The 26,078-nt window shown below is 63.8% G+C and carries 25 protein-coding genes and 2 riboswitches; of the genes, 19 read left to right on the plus strand and 6 right to left on the minus strand.

Annotated features, from left to right (window positions below; genetic code table 11):
* Nucleotides 1-58: 58 nt before the first annotated feature.
* The 3 genes from LU684_RS05130 to LU684_RS05140 are packed head-to-tail and all read left to right on the plus strand — an operon-like array spanning nucleotide 59 to nucleotide 2,496.
* On the plus strand, nucleotides 59-982 hold the full coding sequence (locus tag LU684_RS05130) for a LysR family transcriptional regulator (RefSeq protein WP_016486010.1): 924 nt from the start codon (nucleotides 59-61) through the stop codon (nucleotides 980-982).
* Nucleotides 983-1,030: 48 nt separating this feature from the next.
* Nucleotides 1,031-1,861, plus strand: coding sequence for an AraC family transcriptional regulator (locus tag LU684_RS05135; RefSeq protein ID WP_016486009.1), 831 nt, complete (start codon nucleotides 1,031-1,033; stop codon nucleotides 1,859-1,861).
* A gap of 50 nt (nucleotides 1,862-1,911) precedes the next feature.
* Nucleotides 1,912-2,496, plus strand: coding sequence for a LysE family translocator (locus tag LU684_RS05140; RefSeq protein ID WP_232894226.1), 585 nt, complete (start codon nucleotides 1,912-1,914; stop codon nucleotides 2,494-2,496).
* A gap of 173 nt (nucleotides 2,497-2,669) precedes the next feature.
* Here the strand turns inward: LU684_RS05140 and LU684_RS05145 are convergent, their stop codons facing one another.
* On the minus strand, nucleotides 2,670-3,869 hold the full coding sequence (locus LU684_RS05145; RefSeq protein WP_191087487.1) for a sugar transporter: 1,200 nt from the start codon (nucleotides 3,867-3,869) through the stop codon (nucleotides 2,670-2,672).
* A 205-nt stretch (nucleotides 3,870-4,074) separates the two neighbouring features.
* Here LU684_RS05145 and LU684_RS05150 point away from each other — a divergent pair, with 205 nt between their 5' ends.
* The gene (locus LU684_RS05150) at nucleotides 4,075-5,391 is read left to right on the plus strand and encodes a hypothetical protein (RefSeq protein WP_023048835.1); all 1,317 of its coding nucleotides are present in this window, start codon (nucleotides 4,075-4,077) and stop codon (nucleotides 5,389-5,391) included.
* Nucleotides 5,392-5,532: 141 nt separating this feature from the next.
* Here LU684_RS05150 and calA read toward each other — a convergent pair whose 3' ends face one another.
* Nucleotides 5,533-6,585, minus strand: coding sequence for a vanillin reductase (gene calA, locus LU684_RS05155; protein ID WP_232894227.1), 1,053 nt, complete (start codon nucleotides 6,583-6,585; stop codon nucleotides 5,533-5,535).
* Between the two features lie 182 nt (nucleotides 6,586-6,767).
* Between calA and LU684_RS05160 the strand changes: the two genes are divergently transcribed.
* Nucleotides 6,768-7,673, plus strand: a complete 906-nt coding sequence (locus LU684_RS05160; protein ID WP_060518777.1) for an AraC family transcriptional regulator — start codon at nucleotides 6,768-6,770, stop codon at nucleotides 7,671-7,673.
* A gap of 128 nt (nucleotides 7,674-7,801) precedes the next feature.
* On the opposite strand, the gene LU684_RS05165 is transcribed toward LU684_RS05160, so the two are convergent.
* Nucleotides 7,802-8,401, minus strand: coding sequence for a TetR/AcrR family transcriptional regulator (locus LU684_RS05165; protein WP_095114835.1), 600 nt, complete (start codon nucleotides 8,399-8,401; stop codon nucleotides 7,802-7,804).
* A gap of 91 nt (nucleotides 8,402-8,492) precedes the next feature.
* Here LU684_RS05165 and LU684_RS05170 point away from each other — a divergent pair, with 91 nt between their 5' ends.
* The 4 genes from LU684_RS05170 to LU684_RS05185 all read left to right on the plus strand — a co-directional run bounded on the left by LU684_RS05170 (nucleotide 8,493) and on the right by LU684_RS05185 (nucleotide 13,215).
* Nucleotides 8,493-9,089, plus strand: a complete 597-nt coding sequence (locus tag LU684_RS05170; protein ID WP_016486002.1) for an NAD(P)H-dependent oxidoreductase — start codon at nucleotides 8,493-8,495, stop codon at nucleotides 9,087-9,089.
* Nucleotides 9,090-9,211: 122 nt separating this feature from the next.
* Nucleotides 9,212-9,718, plus strand: a complete 507-nt coding sequence (locus LU684_RS05175; protein WP_016486001.1) for a sigma-70 family RNA polymerase sigma factor — start codon at nucleotides 9,212-9,214, stop codon at nucleotides 9,716-9,718.
* Nucleotides 9,715-10,689 (plus strand): FecR domain-containing protein, encoded by a 975-nt coding sequence (locus tag LU684_RS05180; protein ID WP_191087486.1) that lies wholly within the window; start codon nucleotides 9,715-9,717, stop codon nucleotides 10,687-10,689. Before LU684_RS05175 ends, LU684_RS05180 begins: the two co-directional genes overlap by 4 nt.
* A 93-nt stretch (nucleotides 10,690-10,782) precedes the next feature.
* Nucleotides 10,783-13,215: a TonB-dependent siderophore receptor gene (locus LU684_RS05185; RefSeq protein ID WP_095114833.1), complete on the plus strand. Its 2,433-nt coding sequence runs from the start codon at nucleotides 10,783-10,785 to the stop codon at nucleotides 13,213-13,215.
* A gap of 7 nt (nucleotides 13,216-13,222) precedes the next feature.
* Here the strand turns inward: LU684_RS05185 and thpR are convergent, their stop codons facing one another.
* The gene (gene thpR, locus LU684_RS05190) at nucleotides 13,223-13,768 is read right to left on the minus strand and encodes an RNA 2',3'-cyclic phosphodiesterase (RefSeq protein WP_095114832.1); all 546 of its coding nucleotides are present in this window, start codon (nucleotides 13,766-13,768) and stop codon (nucleotides 13,223-13,225) included.
* A gap of 158 nt (nucleotides 13,769-13,926) precedes the next feature.
* Here thpR and lpxO point away from each other — a divergent pair, with 158 nt between their 5' ends.
* From lpxO to LU684_RS05205, 3 genes are all read left to right on the plus strand, one after another.
* The gene (gene lpxO, locus LU684_RS05195; protein ID WP_060518784.1) at nucleotides 13,927-14,826 is read left to right on the plus strand and encodes a lipid A hydroxylase LpxO; all 900 of its coding nucleotides are present in this window, start codon (nucleotides 13,927-13,929) and stop codon (nucleotides 14,824-14,826) included.
* A gap of 113 nt (nucleotides 14,827-14,939) precedes the next feature.
* Complete coding sequence (locus tag LU684_RS05200) at nucleotides 14,940-15,284, plus strand: carboxymuconolactone decarboxylase family protein (RefSeq protein ID WP_013973174.1); 345 nt, start codon at nucleotides 14,940-14,942, stop codon at nucleotides 15,282-15,284.
* Between the two features lie 78 nt (nucleotides 15,285-15,362).
* Nucleotides 15,363-15,932 (plus strand): GNAT family N-acetyltransferase, encoded by a 570-nt coding sequence (locus LU684_RS05205; protein ID WP_060518786.1) that lies wholly within the window; start codon nucleotides 15,363-15,365, stop codon nucleotides 15,930-15,932.
* 132 nt (nucleotides 15,933-16,064) lie between these two features.
* On the opposite strand, the gene LU684_RS05210 is transcribed toward LU684_RS05205, so the two are convergent.
* The gene (locus tag LU684_RS05210) at nucleotides 16,065-16,811 is read right to left on the minus strand and encodes an outer membrane beta-barrel protein (RefSeq protein ID WP_016485995.1); all 747 of its coding nucleotides are present in this window, start codon (nucleotides 16,809-16,811) and stop codon (nucleotides 16,065-16,067) included.
* A 160-nt stretch (nucleotides 16,812-16,971) separates the two neighbouring features.
* A riboswitch (cobalamin riboswitch) is annotated at nucleotides 16,972-17,179 on the plus strand.
* 109 nt (nucleotides 17,180-17,288) lie between these two features.
* On the opposite strand from LU684_RS05210, the gene LU684_RS05215 reads away from it, so the two are divergent.
* The 7 genes from LU684_RS05215 to LU684_RS05245 all read left to right on the plus strand — a co-directional run bounded on the left by LU684_RS05215 (nucleotide 17,289) and on the right by LU684_RS05245 (nucleotide 25,701).
* Nucleotides 17,289-19,415: a TonB-dependent receptor gene (locus tag LU684_RS05215; protein ID WP_191087485.1), complete on the plus strand. Its 2,127-nt coding sequence runs from the start codon at nucleotides 17,289-17,291 to the stop codon at nucleotides 19,413-19,415.
* Nucleotides 19,416-19,600: 185 nt separating this feature from the next.
* On the plus strand, nucleotides 19,601-20,767 hold the full coding sequence (locus LU684_RS05220; protein WP_023048892.1) for a DUF1624 domain-containing protein: 1,167 nt from the start codon (nucleotides 19,601-19,603) through the stop codon (nucleotides 20,765-20,767).
* Nucleotides 20,768-20,795: 28 nt separating this feature from the next.
* Nucleotides 20,796-20,992: riboswitch (cobalamin riboswitch) on the plus strand.
* Nucleotides 20,993-21,103: 111 nt separating this feature from the next.
* Nucleotides 21,104-22,114, plus strand: coding sequence for an ABC transporter substrate-binding protein (locus LU684_RS05225; RefSeq protein ID WP_023048893.1), 1,011 nt, complete (start codon nucleotides 21,104-21,106; stop codon nucleotides 22,112-22,114).
* Nucleotides 22,114-23,130: a FecCD family ABC transporter permease gene (locus LU684_RS05230; RefSeq protein ID WP_016485991.1), complete on the plus strand. Its 1,017-nt coding sequence runs from the start codon at nucleotides 22,114-22,116 to the stop codon at nucleotides 23,128-23,130. The genes LU684_RS05225 and LU684_RS05230 overlap by 1 nt, the downstream gene beginning before the upstream one ends.
* The gene (locus LU684_RS05235; protein ID WP_031312375.1) at nucleotides 23,127-23,915 is read left to right on the plus strand and encodes an ABC transporter ATP-binding protein; all 789 of its coding nucleotides are present in this window, start codon (nucleotides 23,127-23,129) and stop codon (nucleotides 23,913-23,915) included. The genes LU684_RS05230 and LU684_RS05235 overlap by 4 nt, the downstream gene beginning before the upstream one ends.
* Nucleotides 23,916-23,932: 17 nt before the next feature.
* Nucleotides 23,933-24,367 (plus strand): pseudoazurin, encoded by a 435-nt coding sequence (locus tag LU684_RS05240; RefSeq protein ID WP_023048895.1) that lies wholly within the window; start codon nucleotides 23,933-23,935, stop codon nucleotides 24,365-24,367.
* Nucleotides 24,364-25,701 carry an OprD family porin gene (locus LU684_RS05245; RefSeq protein ID WP_060518796.1) on the plus strand — a complete coding sequence of 446 codons (1,338 nt, stop codon included), beginning with the start codon at nucleotides 24,364-24,366 and terminating at the stop codon, nucleotides 25,699-25,701. The genes LU684_RS05240 and LU684_RS05245 overlap by 4 nt, the downstream gene beginning before the upstream one ends.
* Before the next feature lie 47 nt (nucleotides 25,702-25,748).
* Here the strand turns inward: LU684_RS05245 and LU684_RS05250 are convergent, their stop codons facing one another.
* Entirely contained in the window at nucleotides 25,749-26,072 is a 324-nt protein-coding gene (locus LU684_RS05250; RefSeq protein WP_332880187.1) for a hypothetical protein, read from the minus strand.
* Nucleotides 26,073-26,078 lie beyond the last annotated feature (6 nt).

Here is a 26,078-nt window from a genome sequence, read left to right on the forward strand (position 1 = left end):
ACAAAAGAAAAACCGGCACAATGCAGCAACACTTTCATCCACGGAGTGAAAATGCAACATGCTGCGTATTGCCGACCTCGAACTGTTTGCCCGCAGCAGCGTACTGGGCAGCTTCACAGCCGCCGCCCATGAAGCCGGCCTGCTGCCGGGCCAGGTGGCCGCAGCAATCAAGCGCCTGGAGCGCGACCTCGATGTACGCCTGTTCGCGCGCACCACGCGCAGCCTGCGCCTGACCGCCGAGGGCGAGCGCTACCTGCCCACCGCGCTGAATGTGCTGGAGAGCTTGCGCCAGGGCCATGAAGACCTGCATGGCAACCCCAATACCCTGCGCGGCACCCTGCAGGTGTCGGCACCTTCCGACATGGGCCGCAACATGTTGCTGCCCTGGCTCAGCGCTTTTCGCCGCGAGCACCCGGCATTGCAACTGCGTTTCTTCCTGTCCGACCAGATTGCCGACCTCAACCGCGACCCGGTGGATGTGGCCATCCGCTATGGCCTGAACCAGGATGCCAACTACATCGCTCTGCCATTGGCCGACTGGAACCGCAGAGTGCTGGTCGCATCGCCCGACTACCTGGCCCGCCACGGCCGCCCGCTCAGCCCCGACGCCCTGCAGCAACACGCCTGCCTGCTGTACATGCAGCACAACCGGGTATACGACAAGTGGCAGCTGGGCAACCGTACCGTGCAGGTGCGCGGGCCGCTGGTCAGTGACGATGCCGACGTCATCCGTCGCCTGGCCATTCAAGGCGAAGGCATCGTCTACAAGTCGTGGCTGGATGTCAGCGCCAACATTGCGGCCGGTGAACTGGAAATCGTCCTGCCCGAACTGCTCGGCGAACCTACCCCGGTCACCTTGGTCTGCCCGCATCGCAAGCAGCTCACACCGGCAGTTTCGCAATTGCACCTGTGGCTGCGCGAGCGCTTCGAGGCCCTGCGTGATCGGGCACTGACCAACGGCTGCACAATCGTTCCAGACTGAGCCGGGGGGGTGCGCTAAGGTAGCCATTTACCCCAACGGCACACGTTCATGAGCAACTGGATCGACCTCAAGCAAGACGCCGATACCGGCATCGAATCGGTCCGGGCGCATTTCGTCGGACATGCCTACGACCCGCACTGGCACGACAGCTTTCTGGTCGGCGTGACCGAGCAGGGCGTGCAGCAGTTCAACTGCCGTCGGGTGCGCCATCGCAGCACGCCGGGGCAGGTATTCTTGCTCGAGCCTGGTGACATCCACGATGGGCTGGCGCCCACCGAAGAAGGCTTCACCTATTCGACGCTGTACCTGCAGCCCGCTTGGCTAGACCAACAGCTGCGGTCGCTGTTCGAGCACACACCGGGCGACAGCCTGCCCAGTTTTGCCGATACCCTGTGCCACGATGAGCGCCTGGCGCGGGCCACCGCCCTCGCCTTCTGCACCGTGCACGACCGGGACTTGCGCATCGTGCGGCAAACGGCCATGGACGACCTGCTGGCCTGTCTGACCCGCCACATGCACTGGCGCCGACGCATCAACCCCGACCCGCGCCTGCCGCTGAGCGCGCAGCGCGCGCGTGATTACCTGCACGCCCACCTGGAGCGCGACGTCGGCCTGGAAGACCTGGCCCAGGCCTGTGGCATCGACCGTTTTCGCCTGACCCGTGCATTCAAGGCCGCGTTCGGCATTGCACCGCATGCCTACCTGATCCAGCTGCGCCTGGCCCGGGCACGGCGCCTGCTCGCCCAGGGCCAGACGCCTGCCGATGTGGCCGTGGCCTTGGGCTTCGCCGACCAGAGCCACCTGGGGCGCTGGTTCCGTCGGGCCTACCGGCTGACCCCTGCCGACTACCGCAGGCGCTGCTCAAACCTTCCAGACTGAACCCCTGAAGGCAGCGAGCATGGTGCTTCGATTTTCCGGAGCCATGAACCATGTCGCAGTCGTTGTTGCCTTTCATTCTGTTCGCCCTGGTGGCCAGCATCAGCCCGGGGCCGACCAACCTGCTGATCCTGGCCCATGGCGCGCGCGCAGGTTTGCGCGCGAGCCTGGTGCCAATCGTGGCGGCCTGTGGCGCGGCAGCGGCAATCGTGTTGATGGTCGGTCTAGGGCTGGGTGAGCTGCTCCTGCGTCACCCCTTGGCCCAACAGCTGATGAGCTGGGCCGGCGTGTTGTGGCTAAGCTGGCTGGCGTGGAAGATGCTGCGCAGTGCCGCCACCCCCTTGCAAGCGGCCACCGCGCAAGGGCTCAGTGCTTTCAGCGCCGCATCGTTGCAGGTGGTGAACCCCAAGGTGTGGCTGATGGCTGTGGCGGTGGTCGGGGTATTTGCAGCGCCGTCATTGCCGGTGTGGCAACTGGCGCTGGTATTTTTGCTGATCGCCCTGCCGTGCATGGCAGCCTGGGCGGTGCTGGGGGTGGGGAGCGCCAGGTGGTTGCAGGCACCGCGGCGGTTGCAGCTGTTCAACCAGGTGTTGGCGGGGATGCTGTTGATTTCTGCCTGGGCTGCCGTACTGGCTTGAAGATCAAGCGGTATCCCCTCGGGTCTACGGGGCACCTGCAGGAGCGGCCTTGTGTCGCGATCGGGGCGCGCAGCGGCCCCAAGATGTCAGCTTCGCCGCAGACATTGCCGGGGCCGCTTTGCGGCCCATCGCGGCACAAGGCCGCTCCTACAAAAAGCCCGCTGGCCATTGGGTCAGTGCGTCAGCGCCTCGCGGAAGCGCCGGGTGCTGGCAACAGCCATTACCAGCCCGACCACCGCCACGCTACCGCCCACCAGGCCGATATCCGCCACATCCATCTGGCTGCTGACAATACTGCCCAGCAGCGCACCGCCCCCAATCCCGATGTTGTAGATACCCGAGAACAGCGCCATGGCCACATCGGTGGCATCGGATGCCAGCTTCAACGTCTTGGACTGCAGCGACAGGCTGAAGCTGAGGATCGCCACACCCCAGAACATGCTCAGCGCCGCGAACGCGTAGAAATTGCCCGACAGGGGCAACATCAGCAACAGGCATGCGGCGAGCAAGCCGATCGAGCCTACCAGGAAGCCATGGGGGAAACGGTCACTGTAGCGGCTGAACAGCAATGAACCGAATACCCCGGCACCGCCGAACAGCAACAACAACAGCGTGGTGCGCTCACCGCCAATCTGCGCCACGTGCAGGGCAAACGGTTCGATATAGCTATAGGCGGTGAACTGAGCGGTAATCACCAGCGTCACCAGCAGGTAGGTAATCACCAGCGCCGGGCGCTTGAACAGGATTGGCAGGCTGCGCAACGAGCCCGAGTTCTGGCTGGGCAGCAGCGGCAGCGACTTCATCAGGCACAGCATGGTGGCCAGCGCGACCCCGGCAATGCTGAGGAAGGTAACACGCCAGCCCAGCGCCTCGCCCACCACGCGACCCAACGGAATGCCCAAAACCATGGCCAGGGTGGTACCGGTGGCCAGCAGGCCCAGCGCCTTGGCCTGCTGGCCAGGTGGCGCCACGCGTACTGCCAACGAGGCGGTAATGGCCCAGAACACCGCATGCGACAGGGCGATGCCGATACGGCTGACCAGCAGCATGGCAAAGCTCTGCGACAGCCACGACAGCAAGTGGCTGACGATGAACACCAGGAACACGAACAACAGCAGGCGCCGCCGTTCGATGTTGCGGGTCAGCAGCATCATCGGCAGCGAGGCCAGCGCCACCACCCAGGCATAGATGGTCAGCATCAGCCCGACCTGGGCGGTGCTCATGTCGAAGCTGCGGCCAATGTCACTGAGCAACGCCACCGGGACGAACTCGGTGGTGTTGAAGATGAAGGCCGCCAGGGCCAGGGCGATGACGCTCAGCCAGCTGCCGCTGCCGGCCGCGGGCGGCATGTGGGTGGGTATGGGTCCGTTCATGGGTGGAAAACGCTTCTCCGCAGACAAGGCAACAGTTCGCACGCCAGCCACCCGCTTGCAGGGGTGCCGACGTACGCGCTGTTATTGATAGGAATGCACGGCATGGTACGCGTCAACCCGGGGCCTCACAACCGCAAGGCAGGCAGAAGGAGTACCATGCGCGCTTTGTGTGAAACGCGTGTGCAACAAGGAGCCCGATCCGCTCATGGACAAGCAGCACCCCCAGCAGCAGTGGCAGCAGGCAGTCATTGCCTATGCCCAGGCCGTCAACGAATACGTCGCGCAGGGCCGTGCGCAAGGCTGGGACAATCTTGAAGAGCCGCAGGCGCCAGCCACCGGGCACCTGCTGGACGCCTGGCTGACAGCCCTGCAGGCAGCCAATCACCCTGGCGCCGACGAACAACAGCGTCGAGCCTTCCGCGAAGCCTGGCCACCTGCGCACCACCCCCTGGTACCGTTGCTCGAAGACCACGGCCAAGGCATCAGCAATGTCCTGCTGCTGGAGGATGGCAGCCTGCTGGCACGCATCGGCATGCCTTACGACAAGGGCCATGTGGTGCGTATCGGCCACCAAGAGGTAACCCCGGTCATCGGTATCGAACACTTTGGCCGCTGCCCGGCCCGTCGCTACTTCGCCCTGGCCAACGCCGAAGGCGTGCGTGTGACCGATGGCTGGGGCGGCCCACACGTGCAGCGCCTGGCCTGGCCAACCGGGCTGGAGGGGTTGCCGCCAGGTTACCCGTTCGAACCGTTCGACCTGCCGCCCACCCCGACCGCGCTGATCCCCTTCCCGGATGGCCAACGCGTGCTGCTGGTGAGTGCCGAAGGTATCTTCGTGCTGTCCACCGAGGGTGCGACTCGCCTGCTGCCACAGCAGACACGCGTGCTCGATGAATTGGCCGAAGGCACCGACCCGGACGACATCAGCCTGGGGCTGAGCATGGAGCATGGCGCGGTGTCGGCGGATGGCCGGCTGATCGTGGTGGGTGAGCAAGGCAGCCGGCACCTGGTGCTGGACGCGCAACTCAGGCTGCTGGCGGACATCGGCCCTGGCAGCGAGTACCCGCACTTTGCGTTGTTCAACCGCGCGGGTGACCACCTGGCCCTCAATGCCTGTCATTTCTACAGCGGCGCCACGTTGGGGGTAAACGTCGCCGATTTGCCGGGGCTGGAGACCGACTACTACAGCCAGGACCCACGTACCCCACTGCTGCAGGATGGCGCGCGGGTATACGCCGGCGTAGCGCGTAATGGCGAGTACATTGTGGGGGATGCCTATGGCTACCTGCGGGCGTTTGGCGAGGACGGTACGGAACACTGGCAGCATTACCTGGGCTCGACCATCAGTGCGATGGATATCAGCGCCGACGGGCAAACGCTGGTGGCGGCTAGCCACGCGGGGGTGGTGTCGGTAATTGCGCTGGATAACGGGCGGCCTGAATGGCAGATCGGCACCGGGGCACATGGCGAGGTGCGGCGGTGGTTGTTCTGGCGGGGGTGGGACAAGGCGATGGTCTGGTAACAGAACCAGGATTTGTTGCAGCCTGTACTGGCCCCTTCGCGGGTGAACCCGCTCCCACGGGACCGCACATAGCGTGAATGCCGTGGTGCAACTGTGGGAGCGGGTTTACCCGCGAAGAGGCCAGGACAGGCAGCCGATCAATCAGCCTTGCAACGTGGCCATGTCGATCACGAACCGGTACTTGACATCACCGGCGATCATCCGCTCATACGCCTGGTTGATGTTACGGATATCCAGCATCTCGATATCGCAGCGGATGTCGTGCTCGGCGCAGAAGTCCAGCACTTCCTGGGTCTCGGCGATGCCACCGATCAACGACCCCGCCAGCACCCGGCGCTTCAACACCAGGTTGGCCGCATGCACGGGCGGGACGATCGGTTCGATCAGGCCAACCAGGATGTGCACACCATCGAACTTCAGCGTTTCCAGGTACGGGTTGAGATCGTGTTGCACCGGAATGGTATCGAGCAGGAAATCGAAACGACCAGCTGCGGCGTGCATCTGCTCGGGGTCGGTGGACACGATCACATGGTCGGCACCCTGGCGACGGGCTTCCTCAGCCTTGGCCTGGGAGCGAGTGAACAGGGTCACTTCCGCACCCAGAGCCTTGGCCAGCTTGATGCCCATGTGGCCCAGCCCGCCCATGCCGAGGATGCCGACCTTGTGGCCCGGACCGACGCCGTGATGCTTGAGCGGCGAATAGGTGGTAATGCCGGCGCACAGGATAGGTGCGGCGCTGGGCAGGTCCATGCCGGCCGGGATGCGCAGCACGAAGTGCTCGCTGACCACGATGCTGCTGGAGTAACCGCCCATGGTGTTGCTGCCGTCGACCCGGTCCGGGGTGGCGTAGGTCATGGTCGGGCCTTCCGAGCAGTATTGCTCCAGGTCCTTGGCGCAGGCTTCGCAATGGCGGCACGCGTCGACCATGCAGCCGACGCCAACCAAGTCACCCACCTTGTGTGCGGTGACCTTGGCGCCCACCGCCGTGACCCGGCCAATGATCTCGTGGCCAGGCATCAGCGGGTACACGGCAATCCCCCATTCGTTGCGTGCCTGGTGGATGTCGGAGTGGCATACGCCGCAGTACAGGATGTCGATGGCGACGTCGTCCGGGCGCGGGCTGCGGCGCTCGAAGGTCATGGGGGCCAGAGGGCTGGAAGGGGTTTGGGCGGCGTAACCGATGGCGGTATACATGCAGGTCCTCGCAGGGAAGTGAAACGATTCAGGCGACGCATTTTGCGCGTCCAACCGCGTCACGCCCACGGCAGATTCTCCGGCATCCATGCCTGATTATCCGAAGATGCCATCTGATAAATCGCGCCATCCCCTTAATCTGCAATGATTAAGCTGTCTGATCCTCTGCCCTTGGGTTTAACATGCAACTGACCCGCCACGTCGACGCCAATTCGCCGCTCTGTACGCTGATCCGCAGCCTCGCCACGCGCCCGGGCTTTGTGCCCACGCACCTGCCCCAGGTACAGGTGCTGAGCTGGGACCACTATGTGGCCAGCAGCCCGCAGATCTACGAACCCAGCCTGATGATCCTGGCCCAGGGCAGCAAGCTGGCGCGCCTGGGGCCGCGCACCCTGGAGTACGGCGCCGGGCATTACCTGGTGCAGGCGTTGTCGGTGCCGTTCATGTGCGAAACTTTCGCCACCCCTGACGCGCCATTGCTGGGCGTGGCGGTGGACATTGACCGTGGCGTGCTGGGTGAACTGGTGCAGAGCATGGGCTTGGTGCCGGACGCTGCAGTACAGGCACAAACACCGCAATCGATGACCTCGGCGGCACTGGATGCGCCAATGCGTGACAGTGTGGAACGGCTGCTGCACTGCCTGCAGGACCCGCTTGACGCCAAAGTACTGGGCCCAGCGCGCGTGCGTGAGGTGCTGTATACCGCGCTGCGCGGCCCGCAGGCCGGTGTGTTGCGAGCACTGGTGGAGCAACAGGGGCATTTTGCCCGCATCGGCGCCGCCCTCGCCCACCTGCGCGAGCACTACGCCGAGCCCCTGAGCGTGGAGGCACTGGCCGCGCGGGCCAACATGAGCGTTTCGACCTTCCATGAACACTTCAAGCGCTGCACCGACATGGCACCGATGCAGTACCTCAAGCGCTTGCGGCTACTCAAGGCGCAGCAGATGCTGATCGGTGAGGGCCTGGGGGTGGCGCAAACAGCGCACCGGGTGGGTTACCAGAGCACCTCGCAGTTCAGCCGCGAGTACAAGCGCCAGTTCGAGCGCAGCCCGGGGGATGAACAGCCCTACCAGAGCTTGCCTGTGTAGCGAAGCCAGTTATCAAGCATGCTCGATCACTGTGGGAGCGGGCGCGCCCGCGAAGCAGACAACGCGGTGGATGGCACCGGCTATGCCGGTGTTCGCGGGTGCGCCCGCACACAATGGTCGCATGCGCTTCATGTTTGCCGTTCGACCATGGCGATAATGGCGGCCTTGAGCTCAGCCTTGGCCTGCCCGGCTTCCAGCTCTCCCGCTGCAGCCGCCTGGGACAGCGCATCCGCTGCCCCGACCAGCAGGCGCATGCCGGCAACCCCTACATTGCCGCTGGGCGAAAACCCGGCCAAGGCTTCGCGGCACTTGTCCAGGAACGGCTGCTCGTACGCCCGTTTCAGCGCCTCCAGTTCCGGCGACCCGGCCAGCGCTGCCGACACCCCGGGTATCTCCCGGCCCTGGCTCATCACGCAGTCCACGTAGGCCTCGGCAATCACCCGGGCGCGGCTGGCCAAGCTGGCTTCACAGCTGGCCAAGGCTTGCGCCAGCATCTGCGACTGACGCGCATCGTATTCCTGGTACAGCGCCACCAGCAGCCCGTTGCGGGTCTCGAAATGGTCATAGACCACCGGCTTGGTTACCCCCGCCTGTTCAGCCAGGCGGCCCAGGCTCAAGGCATCGGTACCCTCCTCCCGAACCAATTGCCAGGCCATGTCCAGCAACTGCCTGCGTCGGTCGTCGCGGCTCAGGCGCTTGCGGGAACGGGCTTGATCGTTGCTTGACATCGATTACCTACCAAAAGTAACTTACTAAACGTAACTTACCTGGAGTATATAACGCTTCAGGCTACCCTGCACCGTTGAATGGAGAGCCACCATGCACGCTCTGATCGTCGTCGGTCACCATGACCCGCAATCCCTCACCCACGCGCTGGCCCGGCAGGTTGCCGACGGCCTGGCCAGCGTCGGCCACAGCAGCGAAATCGCCGACCTGGCCAGCGAAGGCTTCGACCCCCGCTTCAGCCTGGCAGACCATGCCGTGCACCGCCGGCTGGCAGCACCGCCGGCTGATGTACTCAACGAGCAGGCACGCATCGAGCGCGCCGATGCCCTGGTGCTGGTCTATCCGGTCTACTGGTGGTCACTGCCGGCCCTGCTCAAGGGCTGGGTCGAACGGGTATTCAGCAATGGCTGGGCGTTCGACTATGAAGAAGGCGCCACGGTGAAGAAATTGCGTGGCATGAAGGTTCACCTGATCGGCGTTGCGGGTGCCGATACAGGCACCTTCGAACGGCACGGGTATGGCGAGGCGATGCGCGTGCAGATCGAGCACGGCATCTTCGACTATTGCGGCGCCGAGGTACTCAGTTCCACCTTGCTGGATGACAGCGAAGGGCCTGACCAGCTTCCCCACTTGCACCATGCACACGCCTTGGGCAAAAAACTGTTTGCAGATTGCCAGGCCGCAGCCTGAACTGTGCGCAGTGCCGCTACTCAAGTAGCGGCAGCTCGGTTCTGCACACCGGCCCATTGCAGGAAATCAGATGACCCGGCTACCATTGAGAACGATTCACACTCACAACCGGAAGCCAGGCGTTGGACAGCACATCGACCCGTAAACTGGGCTTTTTCTTCAGCGACCACCATCGCTGGTTGCTCCAGCACATCCACAAACGCCTGCGCAACCACGCCGACGCCGAGGACACCGCCGCCGAAGCGTTCTGCCAGATGCTCGGTGCACGCGTCGATCCAGACAGCATCCAGCAGCCTCGCGCCTACCTAACCGTCATCGCCCGTCGGCTGATCTTCGACCGCCATCGCCGTCGCCAGCTCGAGCAGGCCTACCTGGAACACCTGGCGCGGCTGCCGGAGGCCGTAGCGCCATCGGCCGAGGAGCAACTGCTGCTGATCGAGGCCCTGGTGAGCATCGATCAGGCACTGGACGGCTTGCCGGCACTCGTCAAAGCCACCTTCCTCTTTAGCCAGCTCGATGGCATGCACTACGCCGACATCGCGACAAAGCTGCAGATCAGCGAACGCTCTGTCAGCCGCTACATGAAACAGGCGTTGCGCCAATGTTACCTGTGTGAGCTGCAGGCATGAGCAGGCCTGCCCTGGACCGGGTCAGCGAGCAAGCCATCGACTGGATGGTCGAGCTCAGGGCCGCTACGCCTGACCCGGCGCTGCTGCAACGAGTCAGGCTGTGGCTGCAGCAAGACCCCGCTCACCAACAAGCCTGGAACCGCCTGGAGCAACGCCTTGGCCATCCATTCGCCGCGTTGCTCGCCCTGGATCAACGTGCCCCTGGCCAAGCAGCAGAGGCACGCCGATTGCTGATGCAGCCTACTCGCTCACGGCGTGAGGTACTTGGCGCCATGGCCAGTCTGGGGCTGTTCGGCGCGGCGCTGTGGGGTGGATGGCGCAGCGACACCGCCCAAGGCTGGCTGGCCGACCTGCACACAGGCCGTGGCGAGCGGCGCAGCTTCACCTTGGCAGACGGCAGCCGCCTGAGCCTGAACAGCGCCAGTGCGGTAGACGTACAGTTCGATGCCGGGCAGCGTCTTCTGATGCTGCGTCACGGCGAGTTGCTGATTCAGGTTGCACGCGATCCATTGCGGCCTTTGCGCGTGCGTACCGCACAAGGGCAAGTACAGGCTTTGGGGACACGGTTTCTGGTCAGCCAGGAACAAGACGCCACCCGGGTCGTGGTGCTGCAGCACAGTGTCCGCGCCAGTCTGGCCGATGGACAGTGGGCGGAGCTGCACCAAGGGCAGGCTGCCCTGCTGCGCAGCAACACCATAGAACGGCTGACGGGCGAGCAACAGCAACGGGCTGCATGGCTTGAGGGCCGCCTTGAGGTCCTCGACCAGCCCCTGCATGTAGTGGTTGACGCGCTGCGCCCCTACCTGCGCGGCTACATCCGGCTCGCCCCAGCGACACGCGATCTGCGGGTACAGGGCGTATTTCCTCTGGACCAGCCACAGCAGGCGTTCAAAGCGTTGGCCGAGGCCCTGCCAATCAGCGTGGCGCGCTATGGCCCGTGGCTGATATTGATCGACGTGAAAACCGCTTGATAAAAATATTTATCGAAATCATTCGCAATCGTGGCAAGTTTTCTTTGCTCATCCCACATACCTCCTGACAGCCACTTTATTCGGGAGTAATCCGTGTACAACCCCTTGCCCCGCGCTCTGCCCCTGGTCGCTGCCCTGGTCAGCTACAACGTGCTTGCCCAGGCGCAAACCCAAGTGTTCGACCTGCCACCCGCCAGCCTGGCTCACACGCTCAACCGCATCGCCAGCCAGAGCGGCCACATCATCGCGCTGGAGCCAGCACTGGTGCGCGGCAAGCAGGCACCTGCCGTGGTCGGCCAGATGAGTGCCGAGCAGGCCATGCAAGCTGCGCTGGCCGGCAGCGGCTTGCAGTTGCGGGTTTCCGCCGAGGGCCATTTCAGTGTGGCGCCCGGCAACCTGGGCAGCGACGTCATGGAGCTGGGCAGCACCAGCATCACCGACAACTATGTGGATGCAACCAGCGAAGGCACCGGGTCGTATGCTGCCCGCGCGGTGACCCTGGGCAAAGGCACGCATACCCTCAAAGAGATTCCCCAATCTGTCACTGTCATCACGCGCAAGCAACTGGATGACCAGGGCATCACCGACTTGCAGGACGCGCTTAACCACACCACGGGCATTGTAGGCGCGCAGGGCATTGGCCCTGGCGTGGTCGTGACCTCGCGTGGCTTTCAGATTGATGACTGGCAGTACGACGGTGTGCCGATTCCGCGAAACAACTATTCGCTGGGCAACTGGGCAACCCAGGACCTGGTGTTCTTCGACCGCGTGGAAGTGCTGCGTGGTGCTTCGGGCCTGTTGCAAGGTACAGGCAGCCCAGGTGGTGCGATCAACCTGGTGCGCAAGCGGGGCCAAGCGGCGCCGACCGTTACGCTGACAGGCAAAGCCGGCTCGTGGGACCACTATGGCCTGCAACTGGATGCCGGCGGCCCGCTGACGACCGACGGCCGTGTGCGCGGGCGGCTTGTCGCTGACGAAGACCAAAGCGACAGCTTCATCGACTATGTCTGGAGCAAAAACCATTCGCTGTACGGTGCGCTGGACATCGACCTGACCGATGCGACGACAGTGGGCGGCGGCATAAGTTACAACCGTCAGCAGTCCCGGCCGATGCTGCGCGGCCTCCCACGCTACGCCAATGGTAAACCGGTCGAACTACCGCGTTCGACTTACACCGGCGCCCGCTGGAGCCGCGCAGAAACCGACGTCACCACGTACTACCTGGACCTTGAACACCGCTTCAACGATGACTGGACCTTCAAGGCCGCTGCCGTGCGCATGGATGAAACCAACACATCCACCCACCAGCGCGTGCAGAGCACCCGCCAAGGCGTTGCGCCTGACGGCAGCGGCATCACCTACGCCGACTGGCTCACCGATTTTCACTCGACCAAACTGGGCCTGGACATGAACGTGGTGGGCCACTTCGACACAGGTTCGCTGGCCCATGAGATCACCGTGGGTGGCAACTATTCCAAGCTGACCTCGGATGATGCCTACTGGCGCAACTTCGACGCAGGCGGCAACATCTTCGACATCGACCATGACCGCCCGGAACCCAGCCGCGACAGCGTCTTCGAGGGCGAACTGGCACGTGCCAACAGGGCCAGCTACGACATCCGCCAGAAAGGCCTGTACGGCGCCTGGCGCATCAAGCCTACCCAGGATCTGACATTGATCCTCGGCACGCGTGTCAGCTGGTTCGACTACAGCTGGGATTCGATCGACTTTGACAGCCTGACCGACCCTGGTACCCGCTACCCGACCAGTCGCATGACCGAAACGGGCCAAGTCACCCCTTATGCCGGCTTTGTCTACGACCTGACCCGCGAATGGGCCTGGTACGCCAGCTACACCGACGTGTTCGTACCGCAAACCGAACGCGCTGTGGGCAATACGCCGCTCAAACCGGTGATCGGCAGCAACTACGAAACGGGCTTGAAAGGCGAACTGCTCGACGGCCGGGTCAATGCCTCGATCGCACTGTTCCGCTACGACCAGGAAAACCGCGCCGTCACCGACGTAGCCTCGGGCTTCGCTTGCGATGACTGGTACTGCTCCACCGCAGCGGGCAAGGTGCGCAGCCAAGGCGTTGAAGCCGAAATCAGCGGCGAAGTGCTGAGTGGCCTGCAACTGTTCGCAGGCTACACCTACAACACCACCAAGTTCCTCGATGACCCTGACGACAAAGGCCGCACCTTCAGCCAGTGGACACCCAAGCACATGCTGCGCGCATGGGCCGATTACACCCTGCCACTGGACGGCCAGCGCTGGAGCACCGGCCTGGGCTTCACCACCCAGAGCCACACCCTCGGCTACGAGCGTACCTACACCGTGCCTGGCTATACCGTCTGGAGCGCACGCCTGGCCTACCAGCTAACCTCCGAAGTGAACCTTGCCGTGAACGCCAACAACCTGTTCGACAAGAAGTACTGGGTTGCAGGCTTCAACCAGCTCAATGGCAGCAACAATTATGGCGAGCCACGCAATTTCATGCTGACGGTCAAGTACACCCCGCAACTCTGACCCTGGGTCAGTCTGCCAGCGGCCACTGCGCCAAGGGCCAGTAAGCGCCCTTGCGCGACTCGTAGAGCGTGAAGTGGCGCGCGCTGAGGTAGAACTCCGGCGCGCTGCTGGCCTCGGGTGGTTGCCCGTGGTAATCCCTGGACAGGGTCAAGTGCGGCCGATACTCACGGTTGGCCGCCTCCACCCCCAACGGCAGCAGTGCCTGCTGCAAGCCGTACACCAGTTGCAACAGGGCCGGCGGTGTCTGCTGTGCCTCCAGCACCAACGCGCCGGCCCGCTGCCACACCTGCAAACGGTCAAGCAACAGCCGCGGTGCCAGAGTTGGCAACGTCAGTTGATCGACTGCCGCACAGATCGCCGGCACCTGTGCGGTATCCACATCGCCGAGGAACAACAGCGTGACATGGAAGTTGGCCGCGGGGACGGGTTTGCCGCTGCGCAGGTTCAGCGCCCGGCGCCACTGAGCCAAGGCATGGCGCTGGGCATCGCTGACCGGCAAGGCGAAGAACAGCCGTTTGAACGGGCTACCGCTGGGGCGTATATCCTGAACCATACCAACTCCCTGACATGAAACGTTTGCGCAAGACTGTAGGGCATTACACCAATGTCGCCCCGGTGTTTCGTAACAATAAGTACAAACTACCCCCATGATTGTTTATGCTGGCGAGCTTATGCCATGACGCATGGCCATTTTTCGACAAGTAAACGTCCATGAAAATTGCACTCGTACTTATCTTCGCCCTCTCGATTGCCTACGTGCACCTGCGCGGTCGGGTTCGCCACAAATTGACTCGCCAGCTGGGCGACCACTCCAGCTTCCTCGCCCCGGTCAACAGTTTCCTGTACCTGTTTTCCAAGCTCCCGGCCAAGCCATACTTGCCGGTCGAAGCCTTCCCCGAACTGAAGCCGCTGCAAGACCACTGGCAGGAAATCCGCGAGGAAGGCCGCCAGTTGCTGCACGTGGGCGAAATCAAGAAGTCCGACAACTACGATGACGTCGGTTTCAACTCGTTTTTCAAGACTGGCTGGAAGCGCTTCTACCTGAAGTGGTACGGCGAAAGCCACCCTTCGGCGATGGCCCTCTGCCCACGCACCACCGAACTGCTGCAAAGCATCGGCACGGTCAAGGCTGCCATGTTCGCTACCCTGCCGCCGGGCGCCAAGCTGGTGCGCCACCGTGACCCGTATGCCGGCTCGTACCGCTATCACCTGGGCCTGGACACGCCGAACGATGACGGTTGCTACATCGACGTGGACGGCGAGAAATACTCATGGCGCGATGGCGAGGGCGTGATCTTCGACGAGACCTACATCCACTACGCGGCGAACACGACCGAGCACAACCGCATCATCCTGTTCTGTGACGTCGAGCGCCCGCTCAAGTACCGCTGGGCCACTGCGTTCAACCGCTGGTTCAGCCGCAACGTCATGGCCGCCGCCGCCGCGCCCAACGGTGCCGGCGACAAGACCGGCGGTATCAACCGGTTGTTCACCCGCATCTACAAGATCCGTGAACGCGGCAAAGCGCTGAAGAAGCGCAACCGCCTGCGCTACTACGTGGAAAAATGGGCGGTGGTTGCAGCGCTGGTGCTGGTGTTCATCTACATTTGAAGGCTCAACGCGCCCACAAGTGCTGCTGCACACCCACCAAAGTACAAGCCTCGCAGGTGTCACTCTTCGACTAGCCTGAAAGCTCCACTCGCAACCACCACAAGGTGAAGACGATGAGCATGATGGACTGGGACGCCTACCGTAAGCAGTTGATGGCCGGCATCGGCGATCTCAAGCAACTCTCCCCCGACACCGTGGCCGGTTACATGACCGCCAGCGGTGCAGGGGCCAAGACCAACCACCTCGACGCCAAGACGCGTGAGTTGATCTCACTGGCCGTGGCCGTGACCACCCGTTGCGACGGCTGCATCGCCGTGCATTCGCAGCAGGCGGTCAAGCACGGGGCCAGCCGCGAGGAAATTGCCGAAGCCCTCGGCGTCGCCGTGGCGATGAACGCCGGTGCTGCGCTGGTGTACTCGGCGCGAGCCATGGATGCGGTGGGCAAGGCCAACGGCTAGGCACAAACGGCGTCGTCGCCCTTGCGCGACGGCGCCGCGCCCCACAGACTTGGCGGCCCAGCCCTTGCAGGAGCCCGCATGATCCACGTTCGCCCTATGACAGCCGAAGACTTCGAGCGCTTCTGGCCCACCTTCCAGGCCATTGTCCAGGCCCGTGAAACCTACGCCTTTGACCCCGAGCTGAGCATCGATCAGGCCCGCCAGCTGTGGCTGGAGCTGCCATTGCACACGCTGCTGGCCGAAGAAGATGGCGAGCTGCTGGGTTCTTATTATCTTAAGGCCAATGCCGCCGGGCCTGGCGCGCACGTGGGCAATTGCGGCTATATGGTGTGCGAACAGGCACGCGGCCGAGGTGTGGCACGCCTGATGTGCGAGCACTCGCAGAAGCTGGCGCGCCAGGAGGGCTTTCTGGCCCTGCAGTTCAACTCGGTAGTGGCCAGCAATGAAGTTGCGGTGGCACTGTGGCACAGGCTGGGATTTGAAACGGTCGGCCGCTTGCCCAAGGCTTATCGCCATGCCCGCCTGGGGCTGGTGGACTGCCTGGTGATGTACAAGTGGCTGGCAGAGGAGCCGGTGGTGGAGAAACCACCGCTGCTGATCGGGCGCAAGAACATCGAGGCACGGGTGTCGCGGCGTCGCGGGCGCTAACCTTCTCTCGCAGGTTCGGCCCCTTCGCGGGCTTGCCCGCTCCCACAAGTACTGCGCAGCACCTAAAGGCTGTGCGGTCCCTGTGGGAGCGGGTTCACCCGCGAAGAGGCCGGGCCTGCTAAACGCTCAGCTTCAGAACGCCAAGCCCACCTTTACACCAAACTCGTCACGCTTGAGCTTGGTGTTGTCTGCCACTGGCGAATCTTCGTCCAGCTTGTATTCGGTGCGGGTGTAGTACACCCCGGCCTGCACCGGCAAAGCGCCCTGCTGGTTCATCAGCAACGTCACTTCGGCGTACGGGTTGGTGCGGTCTTTGAGGTCGACCGTGTCGCTGCCAAAGTCGTCCACTTTCAGCCGCGCACGGCCGTCCAGGGTGTGGCGCGCGCCCACTTCAACCCGCAGGGTCGAGGCGTCGAACTGGTGGTTGTAGCCCAGCGCCGCCTTGGCAAAGGGCGACTTCACGGTGAGCTTGGTATCAAGGTCGTTGATTTCCGGCTCGAAGCGCGACCAGCTGTAGCCGCCGCCCACGGTCACATCGACGAAGTTGCGAGCGTCCAGCGCCGCACGCCAGCCAAGGTCCAGGTCAGCCTGGGCTTCCTTGAGCTTGTTGTCGTTCTTCTTGCCGTATTTGGCTTCGGCGCCGATTTGGTAGATGAAACCGGATTCGGCTGTCAGCTTGTTGCCGAAGGTGGCGAACACACCGCCCTGGCCCATGTGTTCCTTGTCGCTTTCACTGCCACCTTCGAACTTGAACTTGTCGTAGGCGCCCTGCAGACCGATGGTGAACAGCGGGTCGGTGCTGGGTGCGGCGGTGGCGGCCAGCGGTGCGGCGATCAAGGCGAGCAGGCAGGTGTGGCGCAACAGATGACGAGCAGGCATGCGTAAAGTCTCCATGACTTGGTAACGAAAGACGAACGTGCGGTTCGAGACAAACGCCACACGAAAAGTTCGAAAAAAAATCAGTAAAAACACGCAACCCTGTGTTTTATCGGCGTATTCATGGCACGCCAACATTTGACGCCTTAGCCTTTCAGTGGTCAGATGCGCGCCAGTTTCAGGTGCCCTTCGCCGCCGCGCGCAGGGTGAAACGGGAAGCCGGTGCGTCATGTTACCCATGACAAGTCCGGCGCTGCCCCCGCAACGGTAAGCGAGTGAACCCTTCGAGATACCACTGTGCACGTGCATGGGAAGGTGAAGGTTTCATGCCCCTCGCAAGCCCGGAGACCGGCCTGGAGCTTCACTTGGCAACCCGCGGTGGGCGGGCGCAGGCCGGAATCCGTGCGCGCGCCTGCCTGCATGGTTCGCCTTTGCGTGTTTTCCACCGGGATCCATTCATTCCTGCAGCAGTGGAACGACATGTCCCGTATGTTCAAGCTTCACCCCCTGGCGGCCTGCCTGGCCGTCGCCCTCCCGGCCCTGGCCGATGGCCATGACCGGCAGCCCTTGGCCTTGCCTTCCACGGCCATCACCGACACCCTCGACAGCCGCACCCTCGACCTGGCCACGCCGACCCAGGCAGGCTCGCGCCTCGGCCTCAGTGCCCTGGAAACACCGGCCAGCACCAGCAGCATCAGCGCCGAGCAGATTCAGCAGCGCAACAACCTCACCGTGCAGGATGCGGTGACGCGGTCGCCGGGCATCACCTTCGTCGGCTCCCCCGGCGACGGCGGCACAGGCCTGTCCGCCCGCGGCTTTGCCGGTCACAGTTCGGTGATGACCCTGTTCGACGGCGCACGCCTGTACACCGGTGCCGGCACCCAGACGTTCCCGGTCGACCCGTGGATGGTCGAGCGTATCGATGTCATTCGCGGCCCGGCTTCGGTTCTGCATGGCGAAGGCGCCACCGGCGCGGTGATCAACGTGATCCCGAAAAAACCGTTTGCCGGCGAGGTGCGCAACCACCTGCGCCTGGGCTACGGCTCGTGGGACCGCCAGCAGCTCGGCCTGGACAGCGGCGGCAGCCTCAGCGAGCGCCTTAGCTATCGCCTGACCCTTAACCAGCAGGCCGGCAACGGCTGGGTCGACCGCACCACATCGCGCAGCCTGGCCCTGAGTGCCGCGCTGCGTTTCGATGCCAGTGACGACCTCAGTTTCACCCTTGCCCACGACCGTGGTGATGCAGAGCCTGCCAACTACTACGGCACCCCGCTGATCGACGGCCACTACCGCAGCAGCCTGCGCAATAAAAACTACAACGTGCAGAACGACGTGCAGCACTACGTCGATGAGTGGACCCGGCTGACCACGGACTGGACGCTGAACGACCACGTCAGCGCCAGCAACCAGCTGTACTACATCAAAAGCCGCCGCCACTGGCGCAATGCCGAAGACTACAGCTGGGACGCCGAGCGCCAGCAATTGCAGCGCGGCAGCTACCTGGAGATCAAGCACAACCAGGAACAGTTCGGCGACCGCCAGACCTTCACCTTTGACCACAGGCTGTTCGGCCTTGCCAGCAAGACCGTGGTCGGCGCGGAATACAACAAGGTCCGCTTCAACGTCGACAGCAACGCGCCCTACAACGATGTGGGCGGTGACTACATCGACCCATGGCAGCCAGAACCGGGCGGGTTCCACAGCGCCTCGCCACTGCGCCCGCAAACCTTGTCCAGCACCCACACCTTCGCTCTGTTCGCCGAGAACCGCTTGCAGCTGAGCGACCGGCTGTCGCTGGTCACTGGGGTGCGCCGCGACCAGAACCACATCGACCGCACCAACCTGGCCAACGACAACCGCAGCGACCGCAGCCTGCAAGGTGGCAACTGGCGCGCCGGGCTGGTGTTCGCAGTCACCGATGACTTGGCGCTGTACGGGCAGTACTCCACCAGCCAGGAGGGGGTCAACAACCTCATCAGCCTCAGCCCCACCCAGATGCACTATGACCTGACCGAGGCGAAACAGACCGAGGTTGGCCTCAAGCAGCGCTTCTGGAACGGCCGTGGCGAATGGACGCTGGCCGCCTACCACATCGTCAAAAAGAAGCTGCTGGTGGACGACCCGATCACCCACGAGAAACAACAGGCTGGGCAGCAGACGTCCGATGGCCTTGAGGCAACCCTGGAACTGGCACTGGCGCATCAGTGGCAGGTGTCGGCCAATGCATCGCTGGTACGCGCCAGGTATGACGATTTCGACGAGATGGTCGGCGGTGTAGCGCAGGACCGTGCCGGCAACCGGCCGGCCAACGTGCCACGGCGTACCGCCAACCTGTGGCTGAGCAAAGGCTTCGGCCAGCAGGTAGAGGCCGGCGTGGGTGTGCGCTACGTGGATGAGCGTTATGCCGATACTGCCAATTCCCAACGTGCCCCCGGCTACGCCGTGGTCGATGCCAACATCGCCTGGCAGGTGCTGCCGGATGTGAAGTTGGGGTTGCAGTTGAACAACCTGTCTGATCGTGAATATGTGCAGTCGGCGTTCAGTGGGCAGCAGTGGTTGATGGGGATGCCACGATCGTACTTTGCGACGGTTGATTACACCTTCTGACCTGAGTTGCCTGTAACGGCCTCTTCGCAGCACCAGGCTGCTCCTACCAGTCACCACCGACCGGTAGGAGCAGCCTTGCGCTGCGAAGAGACCGGCACAGGCAACACAAAAACCTCTACCAACCTCTCGTCGATTAGTTATAAGATAACGTTTCACATGACATTAATTCCTATCAGCGACCCTCCATGACAAGCGCCAGCGCCACGCCCTCCTTGATCACCCAGCGCCTGCAAAGCATCGATGCCCTGCGCGGCCTGGTGATCCTGTTCATGCTTCTGGACCACGTCCGCGAAACGTTCTTCCTGCACCGACAGGTCAGCGACCCGATGACCATCGACGCTACAGAGCCTTCGCTGTTCTTCAGCCGGACCCTGGCCCACCTGTGCGCGCCAGTGTTTGTCCTGCTAACCGGGCTGTCGGCCTGGCTGTACGGCGAAAAGCACCAAGGCCGCGGCGATGTCTCGGCGTTTCTGTTCAAGCGCGGGTTGTTCCTGGTGGTGCTGGAATTCACCCTGGTCAACTTCGCCTGGACCTTTCAGTTGCCCCCCAGCGTCATCTACCTGCAAGTCATCTGGGCCATCGGCGTCAGCATGATCGCCCTGTCGCTGCTGGTATGGCTGCCACGTGCTGCCCTGCTCGCCCTGGGCGCAGCCATCGTTGCCGGCCACAACCTGCTCGACGGCCTGCACTTTGGCGTGGAGTCAGCCCTGCACGTGCCATGGGCAATCCTGCACGACCGGGGCTGGCTTGAGTTTTCCGAAAACCTGCGCCTGCGCACGTCTTACCCGGTGCTGCCATGGATCGGCGTCATCGCGCTGGGTTATGGCCTGGGCCCCTGGTTTGCCCGGGGCAGTGCGGCTGGCCAACGCCAGCAGCGCCTGCTGCTGGCGGGTTTGATCGCGTTGCTGGGCTTTGTCGCGTTGCGCATGTTCAACGGCTACGGCGAGGCGCCGTGGAGCGGTTACCCCACCTTCACACAAACCGTGATGAGCTTCTTCAACATCACCAAGTACCCGCCTTCACTGCTGTTCCTGGCCTTGACCCTGGGCTGCGGCCTGCTGTTGCTGCGCGCCTTCGAGCGCGCCGGGCAGGCCCGCTGGGTCAGCGCGCTGGCAGTGTTTGGCGCAGCACCGATGTTTTTCTACCTGTTGCACCTGTACGTGCTGAAGCTGTTGTACCTGGCCTGCGTGGCGCTGTTCGGCCTCAACCATGGCGACTACTTCGGCTTCGACGGCATCGCGGCGGTGTGGCTGGGTGCAGTGGTGCTGGCGGTTTCGCTGTACCTGCCGGTGCGCGGGTTCGCTCGCCTGAAAGCGCGCCGCCGCGACATCACCTGGCTGAAGTACTTCTGAAAAGCGTTTTCACCCGGCGGCACGATGGTCTACCATGCGGGCCGCCGGTTTCCACCACGGAATTAATAGGGAATCCCAGGCCCGCCAATACGGGCCAAACGGAACTGCCCCCGCAACTGTAGGTGCCGAGCCTGCTCCATTGATGCCACTGGGCCACAACCCGGGAAGGCCGGAGCCGGGCCATGACGCACCAGTCAGGAGACCTGCCGGCCTACATTTACCAACCGGCGGGGTGTCCGGGATTGGCCATCAGTGTTGCCCCTGCCCTCGGCGGGGGCTCGGCGATGCCTGTCCGTGCGTTCCTCACCCGAACTGTCCGATAGGAGATCGCCCAGCATGCTGCCCCGTTTTGCCACCCTGCTCGCCGGCCTCGGCCTCACTGGCCTGGCCCAGGCCGCCGCCACCCACTACCCGCTCACGGTCGAGAACTGCGGCAAACCGCAGACCTTCGCCCAGGCCCCGCAGCGCGCCGTCACCATCGGCCAGGCCGGCACCGAGATACTCTACGCACTCGGGCTTGGCGACAAGCTGGCGGGCACTTCGTTGTGGTTCAACAACGTGCTGCCCGAGTACCAGGCGCAGAACGACAAGGTGCCGCGCCTGGCCGACAATGACCCCAGCTTCGAGGCCGTGGTCGGCAAGCGCCCGCAGCTGGTGACCGTGCAGTTCGAATGGATGGTCGGCGCCCAGGGTGTGGTCGGCACCCGCGAGCAGTTCGATGAGCTGAAGATCCCCACCTACCTGCTGCCGTCGGACTGCGAAGGCAAAGACAACCTGGTCGGCGCCGACGGCACCCGCCTGCAGGCGTTTCAGGTAAACAGCATCTACAAGAGCGTCAGCCAGCTGGCCGAGATCTTCGATGTGCAGGACCGCGGCACTGCGTTGAACGCCGAGCTGAAAGGCCGCCTGGACAGCGCCAAGGCGCAACTGGCCGGCAAGGACCTGTCTGCCACCTCGGCACTGTTCTGGTTCTCCAGCGCTGACCTCGACATCGACCCTTACGTGGCGGGCCGTCAAGGGGTCGCGGACTTCATGCTACGCACGTTGGGCGTTCGCAACGTGGTCGAATCCACCGAGGAGTGGCCGACCGTAGGCTGGGAAACCCTGGCCAAGGCCAACCCCACCTGGCTGATCATCGCCCGCATGGACCGCCGCCGCTTCCCCGCCGACGACTACCAGAAGAAGCTGGAGTTTCTGCGCAACGACCCGGTAACCCGCAACATGGACGCGGTGAAACACGACCGCATCATCGTCCTCGACGCCGACGCCATGCAGGCCGGCATCCGCCTGTTCCGTGGCCTGCAGACGCTGTCCGCCGCCTTTGCCAGCGGTAAAGCACCCCAGTGATGAGCCGCCTGCTACCTTGTATCGCCGTTGCCCTGGCGGCACTGCTGACCGCCTTGCTGGCCGGCACCGCCATTGGTGAGACCAACCTGTCGCCAAGCATGGTCGGCCAGGTGCTGGCCAACCAGCTGTGGCAGGCCGGCTACCCGGTTGACCCGATCGACGCCGGCATCGTCTGGAACTACCGCCTGACCCGCACCCTGGTCGCGGCAGCCTGCGGTGCCGGCCTGGCCACCTGTGGTGTGGTTCTGCAGGCGCTGTTGCGCAACCCGCTGGCCGAGCCGTACCTGCTGGGGCTGTCGGCCGGCGCCTCGACCGGTGCAGTGCTGGTCGGCCTGCTGGGCCTGGGTAGCCTGACGCTGAGCATGTCCGGGGGCGCCTTCATGGGGGCGCTGGCTGCGTTCGCCCTGGTGCTGGTACTGGCCCGCGCGGCCGGCCCTGGCAGCAACAACGCGCAGGTGATCCTCGCCGGTATCGCCGGCTCGCAACTGTTCACCGCTCTCACCGCTTTTCTCATCACCAAGTCGGCCACCGCCGAACAGGCACGCGGCATCCTGTTCTGGCTGTTGGGCAATCTCAGCGGCGTGCGCTGGCCATCGGTGTGGCTGGCCGTACCGGTGGCGCTGTTTGGCCTGGTAGTGTGCCTGTGGCACCGCCGCGCACTGGATGCCTTCACCTTCGGCGCCGATTCGGCTGCATCGCTGGGCATCCCGGTGCGGCGCACCCAGCTACTGCTGATCAGTTGCACAGCGCTGGTGACGGCCGTGATGGTGTCCATCGTCGGCGCCATCGGTTTTGTCGGGCTGGTGATTCCGCATGCCCTGCGCCTGCTGCTCGGCCCAGGCCACAGCCGCCTGTTGCCCGCCAGCGCACTGGGCGGTGCACTGTTCCTGATTGCCGCCGACGTCCTCTCACGCACCTTGATCACGGGCCAGGTGATTCCCGTGGGCGTGGTCACCGCACTGATCGGGGCGCCCGTCTTCGCGCTTATTCTGGTCAGCCGCCGAGGGCACTCATGACGGTCATGACAGCTGTACAGCTTGCGCCGCTGAGTTGCCAGGGCCTAGGGCTGCAACTGGCCGGCACTGCCGTGCTGCGCGATATCGAGCTGAGCGTTGTAGCAGGTGAAACCCTGGGCATCGTAGGCCCCAACGGCTCCGGCAAGTCCTCACTGCTCAAGTTGCTGGCCGGGCTGCGCAAGCCGGCCAGTGGCAACGTGCAACTGCTGGGCGAACCGCTGGCACAACTGCCCCGCCGCCGGGTTGCGCAGGCCGTGGCACTGGTCGAGCAACAAGCTGACACCCTCGACGCAATCCGTGTGTTCGACGCCGTTGCCTTGGGCCGCACACCTTGGCTGTCGGCATTGGCACCCTTCTCTCGAGAGGACCGTGCCATCGTCGAACAGGCCCTGGCTGACCTCGACGCCCTGCACCTGCGCGCACGCCTGTGGGGGTCGCTGTCGGGTGGCGAGCGCCAGCGCGTGCACATCGCCCGCGCCCTGGCACAACGGCCACAGGTACTGTTGCTGGACGAGCCGACCAACCACCTGGACATTCAGCACCAGCTAAGCCTGCTGCAACAGGTTCAAGCCCTGCCCGTGACCACGCTGGTGGCCTTGCACGATCTCAACCAGGCACTCACCTGCGACCGCGTCGCGGTACTGGACAAGGGCCGCCTGGTCGCCCTTGGCAAACCGTTCGAAGTCCTCACCCCCGAGCGCCTGCTGTGCACCTTTGGCGTGCATGCCCGCTACCTCACCGATCCCTTCGATGGCGCGCGCATCCTGCGTTTTCGCGCCCCCTGAACCAGGAAGTTCCACTGATGCTGTTGCGCCCTGTCGCCCTGCTGCTTGCCAGCGCCCTGCTTGCCCCCGCCGCACTGGCCGAGGTGCATGAAGTGAAAATGCTCAACCGCGGCAGCGAGGGCGCCATGGTGTACGAGCCGGACCACCTGCGCATTGCCCCCGGCGACACGGTGCGCTTTCTGCCCACCCAGAACGGGCACAATGCGGCCAGCGTGACCGGCCTGCTACCGGCGGGGGCCGAGGCCTTCAAGAGCAAGTTGAACCAGCCGTTCGAGCAGACCTTCAGCGTGCCGGGGGTATACGGCATCCAATGCATTCCGCACCTGGCGATGGGCATGGTGATGGTGATTCAGGTCGGTGACGCGCCGGCTACCGAGTTGCCAGCCAGCTTGCCTGCGCGGGCGCAAGCCCGCTTCGCAGCCCAGTTGCAGAAGCTTGAGGCAGCGCGATGAACCGGCTGTTGTGGGCGCTGCCACTGTTGGGGTTGTCGCCCTTTGCCCTGGCCGACTCCGCTCAGTCGCAAAGCAACGGTTTTGTCGAAGACAGCAGCTGGAGCATCCTCAACCGCAGCGTATTCGACCAACGCAACTACCGGCACGGCGGGCGCAACAGTGCCGCGCGCAATGGCTACAAACCGCGCAGCGAACGTGATGGCAAGGCTGAGGAATGGGCCTACGGTTTGATGGGGACATTTCAGTCCGGCTTCACTCAGGGCCTGATCGGTGTCGGCGTCGATGCCCATGCCTATCTGGGCGTACAACTCGACAGTGGCGGCGGGCGCGCGGGCAAAGCACGCCTGCTGGGGATGGATAACGACGGGCATCCAAAAAACGAATACAGCCGCGCAGGCGCGGCGCTGAAGTTGCGGGTATCCAATACTGTACTGTCCTATGGCGAACAACGCGTCAAAACCCCGGTGTTCAGCTCTTCCGACAGCCGCCTGCTGCCCGAAACCGCCACAGGGTTCTTCCTCACCAGCAACGATTTCGACACGCTAAAGCTGGTGGCCGGGCACTTCAACGAAAGCGCCGACCGCAATGCCTCCAGCCACGACCAGGGCTTCGTGGTGAATTACTCCAACGGCAAGCAGGGCAACAGTTTTGACTTGGCGGGCGTGGTCTGGAACCCCGGTGCAGCCTTCAGCGGCAGCCTGTACACCTCGCGCTACGAGGACAGCTGGAACCAGCACTACCTGGGTAGCACCCTCAGCCACGCGCTGGATGACCGACGCAGCATCAGCCTGGACCTCAACCTGTACCGCACCACAGACACCGGCAAGGCGCTGTCCGGGCGCATCGACAACACCACCTGGAGCCTGGTCTCGCGCTACAACCAGGGGCCGCACGGTTTCAGCCTTGGCTGGCAACAGGTCGACGGCAACACCCCGTTCGACTACGTGACGCGAGGGGCAATCTTCATTGCCAACGCCGTGCAGATGTCGGACTTCAACGCCCCGAACGAGAAGTCCTGGCAGGCACGCTATGACCTGAACATGGGGGCCTATGGGGTGCCGGGGTTGAACCTGACGGCGTTGTATGTGCGGGGGTTCGATATCGACGGCACGCATGTCGACCCCAATGGCGGGTATGCATACCTGGGGTATGGCAAGGGTGGCAAGCATTGGGAACGCGACCTCGAGGCGAGGTATGTGGTGCAAAGTGGCAAGGCCAAGGGGACGACGTTCTCGGTGAGGCATAACGTGCACCGGGGGAACACGGCGCAGGCGGAGCTGGACGGCGACCAGATACGCTTGGCGGTGGAGTGGCCGTTGTCTGGGGGGGGCTGATAGACCGGGTTGCCTGGACTGGCGGCGGTTTGCGGCCCCAGGATCCATCAGGCAACAGCGCTACCCGCAGGCAGCAACCCCCACTGCGCTTGCTCCTGCTCACTCATCGCGACCAGCACCTCGGCAAACGTGCGCTGCAGCTCCGAACTGACATTGCCAAACGCCCGGTAATGGGTAAGCAAGTAGCGCTTCACCGTCCTGGGCCAGCGCCGCTCGTTGTGCGCCGCGTTGATAATGCCTTTGGCATCATGGCGCGTCGCCCCACGCCACAGTTCCATCAACCTGTTCTCGAAATCACCGAAGGTCCACAGGCCAGTGCGGTCTTCGAATTCGTCAAGCAGTTTGAGTTTGTACAGGGCCATGTGTGGCATCGTGAG

The sequence above is a fragment of the Pseudomonas sp. NMI542_15 genome (assembly GCF_021283425.1).
In the GTDB taxonomy this organism is placed as follows: Bacteria; Pseudomonadota; Gammaproteobacteria; order Pseudomonadales; family Pseudomonadaceae; genus Aquipseudomonas; species Aquipseudomonas fortuita.